General features: G+C 57.0%; 17 protein-coding genes. 9 read left to right on the top strand and 8 right to left on the bottom strand.

All coding sequences use genetic code 11. The features are described from left to right. Nucleotides 1-24 precede the first annotated feature (24 nt). Nucleotides 25-789: an IclR family transcriptional regulator gene (locus AC0IXH_RS15705; RefSeq protein ID WP_013200428.1), complete on the bottom strand. Its 765-nt coding sequence runs from the start codon at nucleotides 787-789 to the stop codon at nucleotides 25-27. A 201-nt stretch (nucleotides 790-990) separates the two neighbouring features. Beyond that, nucleotides 991-1,770 (bottom strand): HalD/BesD family halogenase, encoded by a 780-nt coding sequence (locus AC0IXH_RS15700; RefSeq protein WP_471720693.1) that lies wholly within the window; start codon nucleotides 1,768-1,770, stop codon nucleotides 991-993. Between the two features lie 151 nt (nucleotides 1,771-1,921). Here AC0IXH_RS15700 and AC0IXH_RS15695 point away from each other — a divergent pair, with 151 nt between their 5' ends. Next, nucleotides 1,922-2,947, top strand: a complete 1,026-nt coding sequence (locus tag AC0IXH_RS15695) for a Gfo/Idh/MocA family protein (protein ID WP_013200430.1) — start codon at nucleotides 1,922-1,924, stop codon at nucleotides 2,945-2,947. Nucleotides 2,948-3,003: 56 nt separating this feature from the next. On the opposite strand, the gene AC0IXH_RS15690 is transcribed toward AC0IXH_RS15695, so the two are convergent. Next, the gene (locus AC0IXH_RS15690) at nucleotides 3,004-3,420 is read right to left on the bottom strand and encodes a nucleotide triphosphate diphosphatase NUDT15 (RefSeq protein ID WP_471720692.1); all 417 of its coding nucleotides are present in this window, start codon (nucleotides 3,418-3,420) and stop codon (nucleotides 3,004-3,006) included. 181 nt (nucleotides 3,421-3,601) lie between these two features. On the opposite strand from AC0IXH_RS15690, the gene AC0IXH_RS15685 reads away from it, so the two are divergent. From AC0IXH_RS15685 to AC0IXH_RS15675, 3 genes are read left to right on the top strand one after another with little or no spacing between them, the layout of a single operon-like run. Beyond that, a complete protein-coding gene (locus AC0IXH_RS15685) occupies nucleotides 3,602-4,123 on the top strand; it encodes a sugar dehydrogenase complex small subunit (protein WP_013200432.1) in 522 nt (173 codons plus the stop codon). 26 nt (nucleotides 4,124-4,149) lie between these two features. Then, on the top strand, nucleotides 4,150-5,739 hold the full coding sequence (locus tag AC0IXH_RS15680; protein WP_013200433.1) for a GMC family oxidoreductase: 1,590 nt from the start codon (nucleotides 4,150-4,152) through the stop codon (nucleotides 5,737-5,739). 2 nt (nucleotides 5,740-5,741) lie between these two features. Beyond that, entirely contained in the window at nucleotides 5,742-7,157 is a 1,416-nt protein-coding gene (locus AC0IXH_RS15675) for a c-type cytochrome (RefSeq protein ID WP_346600511.1), read from the top strand. Between the two features lie 38 nt (nucleotides 7,158-7,195). Here AC0IXH_RS15675 and AC0IXH_RS15670 read toward each other — a convergent pair whose 3' ends face one another. Then, nucleotides 7,196-7,609, bottom strand: coding sequence for a winged helix-turn-helix transcriptional regulator (locus tag AC0IXH_RS15670; protein ID WP_013200435.1), 414 nt, complete (start codon nucleotides 7,607-7,609; stop codon nucleotides 7,196-7,198). 115 nt (nucleotides 7,610-7,724) lie between these two features. Here AC0IXH_RS15670 and AC0IXH_RS15665 point away from each other — a divergent pair, with 115 nt between their 5' ends. Further along, nucleotides 7,725-8,576, top strand: a complete 852-nt coding sequence (locus AC0IXH_RS15665; protein ID WP_471720691.1) for an SDR family oxidoreductase — start codon at nucleotides 7,725-7,727, stop codon at nucleotides 8,574-8,576. Between the two features lie 9 nt (nucleotides 8,577-8,585). On the opposite strand, the gene AC0IXH_RS15660 is transcribed toward AC0IXH_RS15665, so the two are convergent. Next, on the bottom strand, nucleotides 8,586-9,746 hold the full coding sequence (locus AC0IXH_RS15660) for an MFS transporter (protein WP_471720690.1): 1,161 nt from the start codon (nucleotides 9,744-9,746) through the stop codon (nucleotides 8,586-8,588). An 89-nt stretch (nucleotides 9,747-9,835) separates the two neighbouring features. Between AC0IXH_RS15660 and AC0IXH_RS15655 the strand changes: the two genes are divergently transcribed. Both AC0IXH_RS15655 and AC0IXH_RS15650 read left to right on the top strand, forming a co-directional pair. Then, nucleotides 9,836-10,603: an IclR family transcriptional regulator gene (locus AC0IXH_RS15655; RefSeq protein WP_471720689.1), complete on the top strand. Its 768-nt coding sequence runs from the start codon at nucleotides 9,836-9,838 to the stop codon at nucleotides 10,601-10,603. A gap of 113 nt (nucleotides 10,604-10,716) precedes the next feature. Continuing rightward, nucleotides 10,717-11,301: a YceI family protein gene (locus AC0IXH_RS15650; RefSeq protein WP_471720688.1), complete on the top strand. Its 585-nt coding sequence runs from the start codon at nucleotides 10,717-10,719 to the stop codon at nucleotides 11,299-11,301. A 69-nt stretch (nucleotides 11,302-11,370) separates the two neighbouring features. On the opposite strand, the gene dld is transcribed toward AC0IXH_RS15650, so the two are convergent. The 3 genes from dld to umuD form a co-directional block, all read right to left on the bottom strand. Then, nucleotides 11,371-13,065 carry a D-lactate dehydrogenase gene (gene dld / locus AC0IXH_RS15645; RefSeq protein ID WP_471720687.1) on the bottom strand — a complete coding sequence of 565 codons (1,695 nt, stop codon included), beginning with the start codon at nucleotides 13,063-13,065 and terminating at the stop codon, nucleotides 11,371-11,373. A 143-nt stretch (nucleotides 13,066-13,208) separates the two neighbouring features. Continuing rightward, complete coding sequence (locus tag AC0IXH_RS15640; protein ID WP_013200441.1) at nucleotides 13,209-13,592, bottom strand: hypothetical protein; 384 nt, start codon at nucleotides 13,590-13,592, stop codon at nucleotides 13,209-13,211. Between the two features lie 13 nt (nucleotides 13,593-13,605). Next, entirely contained in the window at nucleotides 13,606-14,025 is a 420-nt protein-coding gene (gene umuD / locus AC0IXH_RS15635) for a translesion error-prone DNA polymerase V autoproteolytic subunit (protein ID WP_471720686.1), read from the bottom strand. Nucleotides 14,026-14,528: 503 nt separating this feature from the next. Between umuD and tssB the strand changes: the two genes are divergently transcribed. Together tssB and tssC are read left to right on the top strand one after the other, a co-directional pair. Continuing rightward, a complete protein-coding gene (tssB, locus tag AC0IXH_RS15630) occupies nucleotides 14,529-15,026 on the top strand; it encodes a type VI secretion system contractile sheath small subunit (RefSeq protein WP_013200443.1) in 498 nt (165 codons plus the stop codon). A 28-nt stretch (nucleotides 15,027-15,054) separates the two neighbouring features. Continuing rightward, nucleotides 15,055-16,602, top strand: coding sequence for a type VI secretion system contractile sheath large subunit (tssC, locus tag AC0IXH_RS15625; RefSeq protein ID WP_013200444.1), 1,548 nt, complete (start codon nucleotides 15,055-15,057; stop codon nucleotides 16,600-16,602). The last annotated feature ends 1 nt before the right edge of the window (nucleotide 16,603 follow it).

The following is a 16,603-nucleotide window of genomic DNA, read 5'->3' as shown; positions in this document are numbered from 1 at the left end:
AATCTCCTGGTATTGGCAAAATTGTTAAGGCTGGTGGCTCACCAGCCGGTCACCTGTTTTCTGGGCGATAAGCAAGGCGGTCTCTTTCAGCAAGGTGGCAATACGCTGCAGCTCTTCTGGCTGGGCCAGCGTTTGGGGGAAGGACAGGCAAAACGCCACCGCTTCATGGGTGGTGGGATCGCCAATGGCGCAACTGACCGACGCCGTCTCGGCCACCGACTCATTCACCGCAGTGGCAAAACCGGCGTCGCGGGCAACGGCAATCGCCGCGGTCAATTTTTCAATGCTGTGATCGGTGCCGATCAGCTGGGTCTGGACCTGAGGACTGGTTAAGAAGGCCTGCAGCTGGGGTTCGCTGAGACGGGCCAGCAGGGCTCTACCGGTTGAAGTGCCCCAGGCCGGGGATCGTGAACCCGGCCAGGTCACCACTGGCAGCGTCTGGCGACCGTGAATGACTCTGAGCACCAGGATTTCCTGGTTATCCAGCATCGAGATATAGCCGGTGTATCCCGTCTGTTCGCATAACGATCGCAACGCGTTATCGACGAGTTCACTGAGCGGCGCGGCGCGATTCACCAGATGTGAAGCGGACAGGATCAGCGGACCGGGCAGGAACAGGCCTCTTGCTTCGTCTTTTTCGACATAGCCATAAGATTCCAGCTGATTCATCACTCGGGAGGCCGTGCTCTTGGGCATGCCGAGATGGCTGATCACGTCATTGATACGGATTCCGCTTTGCAGCGATACCATCAATTTAAGAATGCTGGCGGTAGTTTCCAGAATGGACATGGCGAGGTCTCATAAAATGGGATTGTGTTCCACTTAATGAGATTGCAAAATGAGTGCCAAAAATAAGCTATTGATTTTGAATAGTTCAGCTGGCCGGCGTTTCAGGCGTGCGTTGAATTGGGGCGCAAGATCGGTGCAGAAAGACAGCAGAAGGGCAGTCAGGCGCGTGGCGATATGCATCGCGCCGGACTGTTCCGACGTTTAAAGGCGGCCGTAAAAGGTCATGCGGGCGGTTTCGGACAGGGCAATATCGGGCTGGGCATTGTAGGCCAGCACCACCAACATCCGGCTGGTATCGCCTTCGGTTGGCGTGACGCGGTGCAGCGCATTGCGGCCGCGGAACAGCACCAGGTCGCCGGGATTAATCGCCAGCTTCTCGACCGGCTGCTGCTGGTGCAGCACCTTTTCCACACCCTCGAAATTCATCTCGCCCGCTTCAGCATTGCGCAGATTGCTGACGTACTCAAACACGCCGCCGCCCTGCGGTTTCTGGATCAGCAGGGTGATAGCAAACGACGAGTTATCGAAGTGCCAGCCCAGTTCCTGCCCGGTGTGGGCATAGTGCAGATTGATAGAGGAAAGGGAATCCGCATAGGGATACAGCTGCTGCTCGCCCAGCACGCTGCACAGAAACGCTTTAAATGCCTCGGCGTTATACAGCGTGCGCAAAGGGGAGTGCTCGGGCACCTGATCATCGGTGATGCAGCCTTTGGACGAGACAATCTGATGGTTGCGCGGATGATCGGCCGCATAGGCGTCATCCGGCGCTTTCAGATAAACGTTGTGCTTGCTGGCGGTATAAAACGCCATATGCTGCTGCGCTTCACCCTCCTGGCGTATAGCATCCAGCGCGTCGGCAGTCAGAAAATTTCGCAGGACCAGCGCACCGCTGTCGTCCAGCGACGCTTTGCAACTGGCAAGGTATTCGGCATCCATAATCGGATGGGAGGACAAATTGATAATCGGGGCCAGCTGGGTCATCACACGCTCATCGTCATCAGCTATCAGGATTTCTTACTCTACTGCCAGTTGGTCTTGCTCACCAGATATTCGCCGGGCCGATTGGCTGGTTTGTGGTTAAATGACTAAAGTTAAAAGCTAAATTGTGATCATCATCGAACAGGAGCCACGCATGCGAATTGGACTAGTGGGATACGGCACCGGCGGTCAGAACTTTCATGCACCGTTTATTACCGCGGCAAAAGGCGTGGAGCTGGTGGGGATCGTCGCCAGAGCACCGGCCACCATTGCCCGCGTGAAGGCGGATTTTCCGGATGTCCCGATCTATCCAAGCCTGACGGCGATGCTGGACGCGGGCGTGGATATCGTCACCATCACCACACCCCCGCAAACCCGCCGGGAGCTGGTGCTGGAAGCGATTGAGGCGGGCGTGGCGGTGATTGCCGATAAGCCGTTTGCGCCGGATGCCGCCACCGGACGCGAACTGGCCGCCGCCGCGAAAGCGAAAGGCGTGGTGTTGGGCATTTATCATAATCGCCGCTTTGACGCAGATATCCTGACGCTGCGGGATGTGCTGGAACAGCAGCGCGTCGGCAAGCTGTGGCGGCTGCATAACCGCATGGATCTTGACGATCCCCATACGCTGGAAGGCGGCGAAACCGGCGGCCTGCTGCGTGATATGGGTAGCCACCTGGTCGATCAGGCGGTGTGGCTGCTTGGGCCGGTGAAATCGGTGCTGGCACAGACGGATAGGGTTGACCGCCCGGAAGGCCAGACCGATGCCAGCTTTGTCATCACCCTGACGCACACCAGCGGCGTGCATTCGCATATCTCCTCCAGCAAGCTGAATCACCTGGCCGCGCGCGATATCCGTGCCTATGGCGACCAGGGCAGTTACGTCTCCAACGGCACGGACGTGCAGGCCAACGCCATCTTTGCCGGAAAGCGGCCGGCCGACGATCTGCAAGGTTGGGGTTATGAAGAGCAGGCGCTGTGGGGAACGCTGCGCACGGCGGCGGGTGAAGAACGCGTGCCGTCCGCTCAGGGCTGCTATCACGCCTATTACGAAGCTTTCGCCAGGGCCGTGCGGGAAGGGACCGCGCCTCCCGTTACGCCAGAGCAGGCAATTATGACGCTGGAAGTGCTGGATGCGGCATTACTCAGCGCCAAAGAAGGGCGGCTGGTGACGCTGGAATAAGCGGCTCAGCGGCCTGCATAAGCGACTGGCCCGATGCCTCTGACGATGCCGGGGCATCAGCGGCCGGTCAGTAAAGGCAGCAGGCCGCCTTCCTGAAGCAGTGTTTCCAGTGGGGCGAACAGCGGCTGCGGCAATTCATCGGCGGAAAACCATTCCCATCCGGCACACTTGTCGGGTTCACAGCGCTGCGGCGTGCCGCTAATGTCTTCCGTCAGCATAAAAAGCGTAACGTAGTGTTTCTTCTCGGCGATAAAAAAGTCGTTAGTGAACGCGACCTTAGCCAGTTTTCCCACCACCAAACCCGTCTCTTCCAGCACTTCCCGGCGCGCACACGCCTCTGGCGTTTCGCCAAATTCCAGGTGTCCGCCGGGCGCAGACCAGCTGTCTGCGCCATGGCTTCCCCTGCGTCGGCCCAGTAACAGCCTGCCTTCCCGCACAATCAGTACGCCTACGCCAATTTTTGGCTGGGTCATTTCTGTCTCCTTCGAGGGCCGGGTGAATCCGCCATTGTTAGCTTAATGGATTCAGCTGGTGAGTTTTATGTATTGGGTTTGTTATCAGCACTGCTTAATAATTCCCTTGGTTTACAAAGCATTTACAAATGTGGGGTTATAACGTGAAATGGATCACACTTTATCAACAAGGATGATCACGATGTTATCGCGCAGACAATTTATGACTTCCGGTGCCGCCCTGCTGGGGTTTGCCGTGCTTCGCCCCGCGCTCTCCTGGGCTGCCACGCCCGCATCCAGCTCCGACAGCGCACAGTTTCTGGCCATTTCGCAGCTGCTGACCGGTAAAGCGTCGCTCAGCTCACTGGTCGCGCAGCGGGCGCTGAATGGGCTGACCGAAGAGGATAGCCAGTTTCCGCAGAAGCTGCAAAAGCTCGCGGCGGCGCTGAACGCGGCAGGGATCACTTCGGCAGACGCGCTTAATGGCCACGCCATTATGGCCGATGCCAATACCGGTGCGACGGCGAAGAAAATCGTCTCGGCATGGTATCTGGGCTTTACCGGCACGCCAGTAAGCCTGCGGGCGGTGGATAACACCCGCTTTGTCACCTACACCGACGCCTTGATGTACGCACCGACGCTCGATGCCACGGTGATCCCGACCTATTCCCGGGGCCATACCAATTACTGGACACAGCCGCCAGCGACCCTGAAAAACGACTAATTTTTCCCAATTTATGTGAGCACACCATGGACAAGCAATTTGATGCCGACGTGATTGTCGTCGGGTCCGGCGCGTTGGGCAGTAATGCCGCGACAACGCTCGCCCGCGCGGGTAAATCCGTGATTATTCTTGAAGCCGGTGAGAAGATCCCGCGATGGAAAATCGTCGAGAATTTCCGTAACTCTTCCAAAAAAGGCAACTACAACTCGCCGTATCCCAACGAGCCCTGGGCCCATCACTCCTACGACGAGCAGTACATTGAAAACGTCGGCTCTTTTGATTTCCGCCCGGGAATGTTGAAGTTAGTCGGCGGCACCACCTGGCACTGGGCATCCGCCTGCTGGCGCTATCTGCCGAACGATATGAAGCTGAAAACCCTGTATGGCGTTGGCCGCGACTGGCCGATGGAGTACAGCGAGCTGGAACCTTTTTACCAGAAAGCCGAAGAGGCGCTGGGCGTCTGCGGCAGCGATACCGACGATCAGAGCGGTCAGGCTGGCGGCGCATTCCCACCGCGATCCAAACCCTATCCGATGGAGCCAGAAGGCGAAACCTATCTGTTCCAGCGCCTGAAAGCGCGCCTCAGCCCGTCAGGCTATCACTTTATCCATGAGCCAAACGCCCGTGCGACGCGTCCTTACGACGGTCGTCCGGCCTGCAGCGGCAACAACAACTGTATGCCGGTCTGCCCTATCGGCTCGATGTACAGCGGCGATAAGCACGCGCAGCACGCGGAAGATGCCGGTGCGAAGCTGATGACCGATTCCACCGCGTGGAAGCTGGAAAAAGGCAGCGACGGCAAGATTGTCGCGGTGCACGTGCGCAGCTCCAAAGGGGTGGATACCCGACTGACCGCCAAATACTTTATCGTTGCCGCGCATGGCCTGGAAACGCCAAAACTGCTGCTGATTTCTGATGTGGCCAACAGTTCCGATCAGGTCGGCCGTAACCTGATGGACCACACCGGGATGGGCCTGCAATTCCTCGCTGACGAACCGATGTGGCCTGGCCGTGGTGCGGTTCAGCAGGGCGGGATTTTTAACTACCGCGACGGGGATTTCCGTAAAAATCACGCGGCGATCAAGCATGCCGTGTCCAACAACGTGCCGAATATGGCGGTGGCACAGCGTCTGATCGGCCAGGGTGTGATTGGCAGCGAGCTGGATAAACAGATCCGCCATCAGGCCGCGCGCTGGGTCGATATTTCAACGGTGTTCGAAATCCTGCCGCACGCGACCAACACCGTGCGTCCAAGTACCACCCGTAAAGATGCGCTCGGCATTCCGATGCTGACGGTGAATTACGAGGTGGATGACTATGTGAAGGCCGGCAAGAAGGTGGTGGATGCCGACTACAAAAAGTTCGTCAGCCTGATGGGCGGTGAAGTGATAGAAGACAATACCGGCTGGCAGAACCGTGACCACCTGATGGGCACGGTGATCATGGGTGACAATGCGAAAGATTCGGTGGTGAATCACGAGTGCCGGAGCTGGGATCACAGCAACCTGTTCCTGGCGACAACCGGCGTTATCCCGGCTTCCGGGGTGATTAACCCCACGCTGACCGGCGTCGCGCTGAGTATTCGTCTGGCCGAAATTATTGAGCGGGAGATCTGATCATGAAACTGTCTGGATCTTATTCTCTGCTGAAAAGCGCCGTGCTGGTGGGCGGCCTGCTGGCCTCTGCCGCCGCGCTGGCGGACAGCGCGGCCGATGAATCGGCATTAATTAAACGCGGTGAATACACCGCCGTGGCCGCTGACTGCGGTGCCTGTCACCGTCAGACCAAAGAAGACGGTGCGCCCTTTGCCGGTGGCTATGCCATCGACTCGCCGATGGGGCGGATTATTGCCAGTAATATCACGCCATCAAAGCAGTACGGCATTGGCAACTACAGCGAGCAGCAGTTTGCGGATGCGGTGCGCAAAGGCGTCGCAGCCGATGGCAGTAACCTCTATCCGGCGATGCCTTACACGGCTTACGGCGCGATGAGCGACGAGGATATTCACGCGCTTTACACCTACTTTATGAAAGGGGTGAAGCCGGCGGATATTCCGGCGGAAGCGAAAACTGACCTGAGCTTCCCGTTCAACGTTCGCCAGATTATGTGGGGCTGGAACCTGCTGTATCGCAACGATAAACCGTTTGAAAAGCAGGCGGGCGCGTCCGATCAATTGAATCGCGGTAAGTATCTGGTGGATGTGCTGGCGCACTGCAGCACCTGCCATACGCCGCGCAATATGATGATGGCCGAAAAAGGCGACCAGGCGCTGGCGGGCAGCCCGCTGGGAAGCTGGTATGCGCCGAACATCACCCCGGACAAAAGTGGCATTGGCGACTGGAGTCAGGATGATATCGTCACCTACCTGAAAACCGGGCATCTTGCCGGCAAAGCGCAGGCCGCCGGGCCGATGGGCGAAGCGGTGGAACACAGCTTCCAGCATATGAACGATGACGATCTGCAGGCGATTGCAGCATGGATGAAACAGGTCCCGGCGATCGCCACACCGTCCGCACCTGCGGCAACCCAGCCGGTGAAAGCGACCGATATTAATCAGGTGATCGGCGGGCAGGGCGATCAGGCGTCGCTGGCCGACAGCCGCAGCACCGATGGCGCGGAGCTTTACAGTGGCGCCTGTGCCAGCTGTCACGGTCGCGCAGGCGAGGGCACGAAGGATAACTTCTATCCGTCACTGACCCACAACAGCGCGGTCTCGGGTCAGACGGCCAGCAACCTGGTGATGACCATCGTCGACGGGATCCACCGTAAAAGCAGTGACAGCGATGTCGGCATGCCGGCCTTCGGTCAGCAGTTGGACAATGCGCAAATTGCGTCCGTCACCAACTACGTTCGCAGCCACTTTGCCAATATCGACTCGCAGGTGACGGCTGAGCAGGTGAAAACCCTGCGTGCCGGTGGCGATGCGCCGTTTATCGTGCGGTACGTTAACGTGTTGATGGCGGTTGGCGGCGGGGTTGCGCTGCTGGTGCTGTTTGCGTTGTATCGCCTGGTAAGCAAAAGAAAACGCCGTTAACGGCGAGGCGTCCCCTGCGCGGTCTGGCGGGGGACGCGTTACGCTTTCTCAACGTCGCCGGCATACTGGCGGCGATGATCCATAATCTGTTGCAGGTTCATCTCAATCCAGTCTGCCAGCCCGATCACCTGGCCCCGCACTTCATGTCCGCTGGGCGAAAGGCGGTACTCAACGTGTGGCGGAATAACGTCATAGGCTATACGCTCTACAAAGCCATCCTCTTCCATAAATCGTAACGTTTGCGACAGCATGCGTTCACTGATGCCGCCGATTTTTCTTCTCAGTTCGCTAAAGCGCAGCGTGTCATCCTGCAAGGCGACGAGGATCAGCAGGCTCCAGCGGCTGGTTAGCCGTTTCAGCACGTCGCGTGAGGGGCAGTTGGCATCGAACAGTTCACCCCGGCGAAACTTTTCGCTGAGCGAGTCACAGGCCACATCTTGATTTTTTTTCACACTAACATTCCTGTAAGTACTTACTTTTGATTAGTGTATGGCATAGGCTGGTTGGGTGAAAGCGATTTCGGCGGCAGCGGCCGCCACACCTTATTAAAATCCACAGGAGATGATCATGATTGCTGTTACCGGTGCGACGGGCCAACTGGGCCGCTTAGTGATTGATGCTTTACTGAAGAAAGTGCCTGCCGCGGAAATTATTGCCGCCGTGCGTTCGCCAGAAAAGGCGGCGGATCTGGCGGCGTTGGGCGTGCAGCTGCGCAAGGCCGACTATGCCAAACCCGAAACCCTGGCCAGTGCCTTCAGTGGCGTGGAAAAAGTGCTGCTGATCTCGTCCAGCGAAGTCGGCGCGCGTGAGGCGCAGCATAAAGCGGTGATCGCCGCGGCGAAAGAGGCGGGCGTGTCTCTGCTGGCCTACACCAGCTTGCTGCATGCGGACACCAGCCCGCTGGGACTGGCAACGGAACACCGGGCCACCGAGCAGGCGTTGATCGCCTCTGGCGTGCCTTACGCCATCTTGCGTAACGGCTGGTATACCGAAAACTATGCCGCCAGCATTGCGCCGGCCATCACGCACGACGCATTTATTGGCGCAGCAGCCGAAGGCAAGATTGCCTCCGCCAGCCGCAAGGATTATGCCGAAGCCGCTGCTGCGGTGCTGGCTGGCAATGAGGCTGCGGGTCAGATTTATGAGCTGTCTGGCGATACCGCTTACACCCTGGCGGAATTCACTGCGGAGATTGCCCGCCAGAGCGGCAAAGAGATCCAGTATATCGATATGCCACAGGCCGATTTCTCCGCCGCGCTGAAGGGCGCAGGCCTGCCGGACTGGCTGGCAGAGATGCTGGCGGATTCTGATGCCGCAGCGGCGAAAGGCGGTCTGTTTGATGACAGCCACACCCTGAGCAAACTGACCGGACACCCGACCACCCCATGGCAGGATGTGGTCAAAGCGTTCGTGACCTAAGGCTGATGATTACGGGAGAGTCTGACTCTCCCGTGCTTCTTTATGCTGGCTGGCATGGAATCGCCATAACACCGGCACCACCATCAATGCGATACCCGCCGCGCCACAAAAAATCCCACTGCGATTGCCAGGCATCAGCTCCATAAAAGAAGAGCAGAACTGCCCGGAAAAAATCGCCATCGACAGGTAAGCCAGATTTTGTCCCCGGCGACTGACCGGACTGTGCTCAACCACCAGATGATTGACCAGCGGCACCGACAGACCAAATCCGCATCCCATCAGAATGCCTGCGGCGATCAAGCCACCGGGATCGGAAGAAAATGCCAGCAGCAGATGCGCGGCGGCGTAGGCCAGAAACGCCAGATACAGCGTCGTAAACTCTCCCAGTCCTTTGACCGCGCGCGGCATCAGCCAGGCGGCAACCACCGCCATCAGCGAAATAAATGCCAGGTAATAACCCGTTTGCGCTTCGTTATAGCCCAGACCATGCAGCTGGAGAGGCAGCACGATCACTGCGGTGAAAAAGCACACCATCGAAAAGAAGGCGGCAAGATAAACCGGGATCAGTCGGGAGGTTGCTGGCGCGTCGGCCTCTTCCAGAACCGACTGATAACGGCTTTCATCCGGGCGGGGCACAAAGATCAGCAGCATCAGTAAAAACAGCCAGGCAAACAGATACAGACTGAATGGCCAGCGCCAGCCTGCCGTGGCCAGCAGCCCGCCAAAGAACAGGAAAATCACCCCACCCAGCTCAATCGACATGCCCTGACGCGCAATCATCTTCAGCCGCTGTTCGCCGCTAAAGAAGCTGGAAAGCAGCCCGGTGCCTGCTGACATCACCAGCGCCGTTGCGCCGCCTAACAGAAAACGATCGGCGAACAGCACCGCAGGATGCGTCAGGAAAGCCCCGGCGGCGCCTAACGCGCCATAGCTGAGCAGACCCACCATCAGCGAGCGATACAGCCCTTTACTTTCAATGATTTTGGCGGCAATCGGGCCAAACATGACCACGCCCAACGAGGGCAGGGTGATCAGCCAGCTGGCCTGCCCGCTAATGCCCAAATGGGCGGCAACGGAAGGCAATCCTGGGACAATCACACAACCGACCATAATGGTCAGACAGGCGATAGCCAGCAGCGTAAACACCCCGGCGGTAGAAATCTGCTTCATGGTCTTCTCCATAATAAAAACGTCCGCACCGTCCGAATAGTGGACAGTGTGTCCGTATAGTGGTATAAGTGTCGTGGGAGCGTGCGTCAATGTCAATGGCCGCAGGAGGATCGACGGTGAAAGCAGAAGGTGAGTCTGGGGTTATTGCCCGGGCGGCGGCGGTACTGAAAGTGCTGGAGAGTTGCCCTTCCGGGCTGAGTCTGACCCAGCTTGCGCGTCAATGCGAATTGCCCCGCACCACGGTTTACCGGCTGGTGGCCTCGCTGGAAGCGCAGCAGTTTGTGATGCAAACGGCGGAAGGCGTGACGCTGGGTCCGGCGTTGGCCCGACTGGCGGCGGCTGCGCATACCGATATTGTGGCGCTCGCCAGACCGGCGGTGGAAGCACTGGCGCGCCGAATGCGGGAAACGGTGGATCTGGTGGTGTTTCGCGGGCTGCATGCCATTTTGGTAGAGCAATGCGTGTCGGATCAGGAGCTTCGCGTGGTGTCGCCGGTGGGCACCGCCTTCCCGGTCAATGCCACCGCGCCGGGAAAAGCGCTGCTGGCCGCGCTGCCTGACGATCAACTACAGGCTTTGCTTTCGCAGCCGCTGGAGCAGCGCACGGTCAATACGCGGGTAGGGCGGGAAGCCTTGCTGGCGGATATCGGCAGTGTCCGGCATAAGGGCATGGCCATCGATCGCGAGGAGCATGCGCTGGGCGTCAGTGCGCTGGCGGTGGTGTTAGACCTGCCCGGTAACGAACGTTATGCGCTGTCGGTGGCGGTGCCCACCCTCCGTTTCGACGATCGGCTGGAAAGTTTACTGCCTGCGTTATTACAAACCAAAGCGGAAATAGAATCCCTGGCGGGAAAGTAATTTCGCGTGTCGGCTAATCTTTTTGACAGACCCGGTCAAATATCTTCACTATCGGCACAGAGATTAATCTTGCACTATCAGCAGTACACTTCGCGAAAATAAAGGCTAGATTGATGTCCTTGATTAAAAAAATGTCCGTCCCGTTATTCATTACCGCCGCGTTATATTCTCAGTTCTCTGCGGCTGCGGTTGAAAGCTATGCGATGGATTCAGGCCACACCTCGGTCGTTGTCTCCTGGACGCACTTTGGTTTTTCGCATCCTACGGCTGATTTATCTGGCATCACCGGTAATATTGATTTTGATAATAGCAACGTGGCGAAATCAGAAGTGGACGTTTCCATTCCGGTCGACACCATTAATACCCATGTTGACGCGCTGACCACCGAATTTAAAGGTGCTGAGTATTTCGACGTGACTAAATTCCCCACCGCGACCTTCAAAAGCACCAAAGTGGTCAGCAAAGGGAAAAATAAAATGGACGTTTACGGCGACCTGACCATCAAAGATATTACCAAGCCGGTGATCCTGCACGCGGTACTGAATAAGCAGGGTATGCATCCGATGGTGAAGAAGCAGGCGGTTGGCTTTGACGCCACCACCACCTTCAAGCGCTCTGATTTCAAGCTGGATAAATACGTGCCAGCCGTCAGCGATGACGTGAAGCTGACTATTTCTACCGAAGCTTACGCGAAATAAGCTTTTTCAGTGCGGAAGGCCTGCTTTCCGCACTGCTTATCGTCCTCCTGCGCAATTTCCCTGCCTGCGCTACTGCCAGAACTTCTTCTTACTGGTTTTGCCGATCCCCGGATTACAGCTGTTGGTCGGATCGAGCTGACGCATATGCGACTCATGTTCACAGGACGCGTGATAAAGATGGCCGACGTTATGCTCCGCCGGATATTTCGCGCCACGCCGATCGAGGTATTCCAGCACATCATGTTTAAATGCCAGCGCATCCACGCCGGGTTTTAAAATATAGTCCTGATGATTCACAAAGCAGAAGAAGTGCCCACAGCACGAGTCTTCCAGCACCTGATCCTGCAACGCCTGCGGTAATTTAATTCGCCATTCCGTATCGTTCCGACGTAACGCCACGTCAAAGGCGATCAGCCGCTGGTCGGTATTAATCCCTTTATAGTCGCAATAAGAGATGGTGCAGCCGCCGACGCCGAAACGCACCAGGAAAGCATCCCGCTCTTCGCGCGCGTCGCAGGCAAAATACTGACCCGACCGAACGGAGAAGAAGGTGTCCAGCAGCCGCTGCAACTCATCCGCATGGCGGGCTTCCGCTTTGATCATCAGATGGTGCTCAAAACGCTCGCGGTAATCGAGAATGCGTGGGGCAACCCCTTTTGGCGTCACATTGTTGGCAAACTGCAGCACTTTATCGACAAAGTTAGCAGGAAGGACCTTCAGGTTTTTTACCCGTATATCCCATTTCGCTTTGTTAGCCATCAGCTGCGGCAGGGCTTCAGGACCGAAGCGGTTGATCGCCCAGTACATATGTTTGGCGTAGCGCACGGTCAGGTCAAAGGCATCGCGGTGGATATATTCCGCCTGCAGCGGCAATTCCGACAGTCCTTCCAGCAGATAACGGCGCAGGGCAACCAGCTCGGTTTCATCATTGGTGCCGATATAAAAGGTGCGGGTGCGGTCGCTGGCATCGAACGTCGACAGGCGCACCGCGAAGACCGCGATCTTGCCGGCACTGCCGGAACTGTCATGCAGGTACTGTACGTTGCCGTTGTAGCGGGTTGGCGTGTCGGCATCGACATTACGCAGGATCGCGGCGTAATCATCGGCCCAGATTTTACCTTCCCAGTCTGGCGCCGTGCCGGTGGTGAACTGCTGCGATTCCAGGTTAGCAATCATCTCTTCTGGCGTGCTGCCCAGCTCAATACCCAGATGATTAACCAGTTGCAGTGAGCCATCCGCATTGATGCGCGCGAACAGCGATTTTTCCGTGAAGGCAGGACCACGGCGGATCAGCGAGCCGCCAGAGTTATTGCAGACGCCGCCGATAACCGACGCGCCAATACAGGATGAACCGATCACCGAGTGCGGCTCTTTACCGTGAGGCAGCAGCGCCTTTTCCAGTTCGGTCAGCGTGCTGCCGGGGAAGGCAAGGACCTGGCGGGCCTGGTCGATTACCTGCACCCCTTTCAGCCTGCGGGTGCTGACAATCACCACCTCACGGTCATAGTCTGCGCCATCCGGTGTTGAACCGCCGGTCACGCCGGTATTGGCCGCCTGCATCAGAATGATGGTGTCGCAGGCGACACAGGCCTGCAGCACCTGCCAGAGCTGCATCAGCGTTTGCGGTATGGCCACCGCCAGCGCGTTGCCCCCGCCGACGCGAAAGCCTTTGGTGTAATACGCTTTGCTGTCCTCACGGGTCAGCACCTGCTCTTTACCCAATACCTGCTCCAGCCGGGTAATGACGCCTGAATCCTTCACCATCTGAACTGCTCCTGAATGTAACCTGTCCAGCAGCGGCCGCGCTAAGGCGGCAGCCTGATTGGGCCTGAAGGTTCCATACTACAGAGCACATCGGCGAAAAACTGTGATTTCTGTGCGGCTGCTTTTTACCCATACCGCTGAATTTACAGGCAGGGACGCGGTGCCAGATAAGTGGAAACCACTTCACGAATGGCCACGCCAATCACCGTCGCGTCATCCAGCTGCTCACCTTCAATGATCTCGCCGTCATCGGTGACCAGCTGTGGCGGATTTTGCCTGACCCGTGCCCAGTTGCAGCTGCCATCCAGCTCGACCAGCACGCGGCTGCCGGCAATGGCGGGACGGTAACGGTCAATAATGCACAGCGTGCCGTTGCAGGAGGTCAGGTAGCAGTCGTGATTGGTCGGCACCAAATCCTGCAATTTACTGAACAGAAATTTGATTTCGTGGCGTGCAGGAGAGGGAAAGCTGGCCGCATGAGAAGCCAGTACCTCACCCGTAACATCATATTTAATCAACTCAGTCATACCTGCCTCTGTGTTATTCCATCGCTTTTATGGTGAAGGTCACCACGCCAAAAATCTCCAGCTTATCTTCCCCGGACAACACAATCGGTGCCCAGCGCGCGTTCATCGCGATCAGCTGCACCGTGGGCCGCAGCTGCAATTTTTTTACGGTGAACTCACCGTCGATAGCGGCGACCACGATATCGCCATGGCCCGCCGTCAACGAGTTATCCACCACCAGTAAATCGCCATCGTTGATCCCGGCATCCTTCATTGACTCGCCGCTGACCTTAATAAAGTAGGTCGAGTCTGGACGCTGGATCAGCAGGTTATTGAGATCAAGACGCTGCCCGACATCATCTCCGGCCGCAAAGGGCGTACCGCAAGGCACGCGGGAAAGAAAAAGGGGCAAATGCAGGCTTTCCCGCACTTCGGCAATCTGGAGAAGGTTCATGATGGTGACTCGCAAAATTACTGTATATAAATACAGTATTATCATTTGAGGTCAGCGATCAAGTCTGATAGCGGAGTTTTTTAGCGGAATGATGTTAATCATATGTTAAGTAAGGCTAAATTTCGATTTCACCTCCTGCGCGTGTTACTGCAACCCGTCATCCCGCTGTCTTCAGGCAATGCGACCCCGATGATAATCATCCGCCCTGACAATCATAAGTCTGAACAGTTAACCAAATGTAATGGTATCGCACCGGCGTTAACCTTTTCTCCTGCGGTGGAAAAGGGACGCTTTTGTTTATTTTTCGGACGAATCTTATTATTAATGCGTTTTTTAATCATGAGCTTAACGAAAATTATAAGAAAAGTACTAGATAAATCGATGATAAATATCGAATATTTCATATTGCTCATCTTAAACTGACTGCTATATAGTCGCGCCGGTACACACAGGGAAAGTGTGCGTAACGCCTGCTTTCCGCGCCCATTTTTACAGGAAGAAATATGAGCAACTCTTATCAGAACGAAATTCCAAAAGCGCGAGTAAATATCAAGCTGGATGTTCATACCGGTAACGCCCAGAAAAAGATGGAGCTGCCGCTGAAGCTGCTGGTGACCGGCGATTTCAGCAACGGTCAGGAGCAGCGGGTGCTTTCTGAGCGTGAAAAGATCAACGTCAATAAAAACAACTTCGACAGCGTGCTGGCGGAGTTCTCCCCGGCACTCAACATCTCGGTAGAAAACACCCTCGCCGGCGACGGCAGCGAAGAGAACGTCAGGCTGACCTTCCGCGATATGAACGACTTCACGCCGGAGCAGGTTGCCCGCCAGATCCCGCAACTCAACGCCATGCTGGCGATGCGCAACCTGCTGCGCGATCTCAAAGCCAACCTGCTGGATAACGTCACCTTCCGCAAGGAGCTGGAAACCATCCTGAAAAACCCGGCGCTGAGTGACGAATTGCGTGGCGAACTGTCTGCGCTGGCGCCTGAAAAAGCCTGATCCCCCTTCACGGAATGATATAGAGAGAATGCTGATGTCAGTTCACAATGAAACCGCCTCTGCCGGCACCACCACCGTGCTGGATCGCCCCGTTGCGGGCGGCGTTTATGCCTCACTGTTTGAAAAAATCAATCTCAGCCCGGTCACGCACCTCAGCGACCTGAATATCTGGCAGGACAACCAGGCGATGTCCGATGCCAGCGTCAACGAACGCGTCACCGCAGCGATGAAGGTGCTGGTTGAGTGCCTGAATCAGTCAGGGTCAACGGTTGAAAAGCTCGACAAGACCCTGCTGGACCACCATATCGCCCGGCTGGACGGGCAGATCAGCCGTCAGCTCGATGCGGTAATGCACCACGACGCGTTCCAGCAGGTGGAATCCCTGTGGCGCGGCCTGAAGTCGCTGGTCGATAAAACCGACTTCCGTCAGAACGTGAAGATCGACGTGCTGGACCTGTCGAAAGCCGACCTGCTGCAGGACTTTGAAGACGCGCCGGAAATCATCCAGAGCGGGCTGTACGCGCACACCTATATTGCCGAATATGACACTCCGGGCGGCGAGCCGATTGGCGCACTGATCTCCTCCTACGAATTCGACGCCTCGGCGCAGGACGTGGCGCTGCTGCGTAACATTTCTAAAGTCGCGGCTTCCGCGCATATGCCCTTTATCGGCTCCGCCGGCCCGCAGTTCTTCCTGAAGGACAATATGGAAGACGTGGCGGCAATCAAAGATATCGGCAACTACTTCGATCGCGCCGAATACATCAAGTGGAAGGCGTTCCGCGAAACCGACGACGCGCGCTATATCGGCCTGGTGATGCCGCGCGTGCTCGGCCGCCTGCCGTACGGCCCGGACACCGTGCCGGTGCGCAGCTTTAACTACGTTGAAGAGGTGAAAGGCCCGGACCACGACAAATACCTGTGGACCAATGCCTCGTTCGCCTTCGCCGCCAACATGGTGAAAAGCTTTATCAACAACGGCTGGTGCGTGCAGATCCGCGGTCCGCAGGCCGGTGGCGCTGTTCAGGATCTGCCGATCCATCTGTACGACCTCGGCACCGGCAATCAGGTGAAAATCCCGTCTGAGGTGATGATCCCGGAAACCCGCGAGTTTGAGTTCGCTAACCTCGGCTTTATCCCGCTGTCGTATTACAAAAACCGCGACTACTCGTGCTTCTTCTCCGCCAACTCGACGCAGAAACCGGCGCTGTACGACACCGCAGACGCCACCGCCAACAGCCGCATCAACTCGCGCCTGCCATACATCTTCCTGCTGTCGCGCATTGCACACTATCTGAAGCTGATTCAGCGCGAAAACATCGGCACCACCAAGGATCGCCGCCTGCTGGAGCTGGAGCTGAACACCTGGGTGCGCGGGCTGGTCACGGAAATGACCGATCCGGGCGACGAGTTGCAGGCCTCCCACCCGCTGCGCGATGCCAAAGTGATTGTCGAAGATATCGAAGACAACCCGGGCTTCTTCCGCGTCAGGCTGTTCGCCATCCCACATTTCCAGGTGGAAGGCATGGACGTCAACCTGTCTCTGGTTTCCCAGATGCCGAAGGCGAAAGCGTAAG

The sequence above is a fragment of the Erwinia sp. AC075 genome, assembly GCF_979253995.1.
This window is presented reverse-complemented; position numbering and strand designations above follow the sequence as displayed.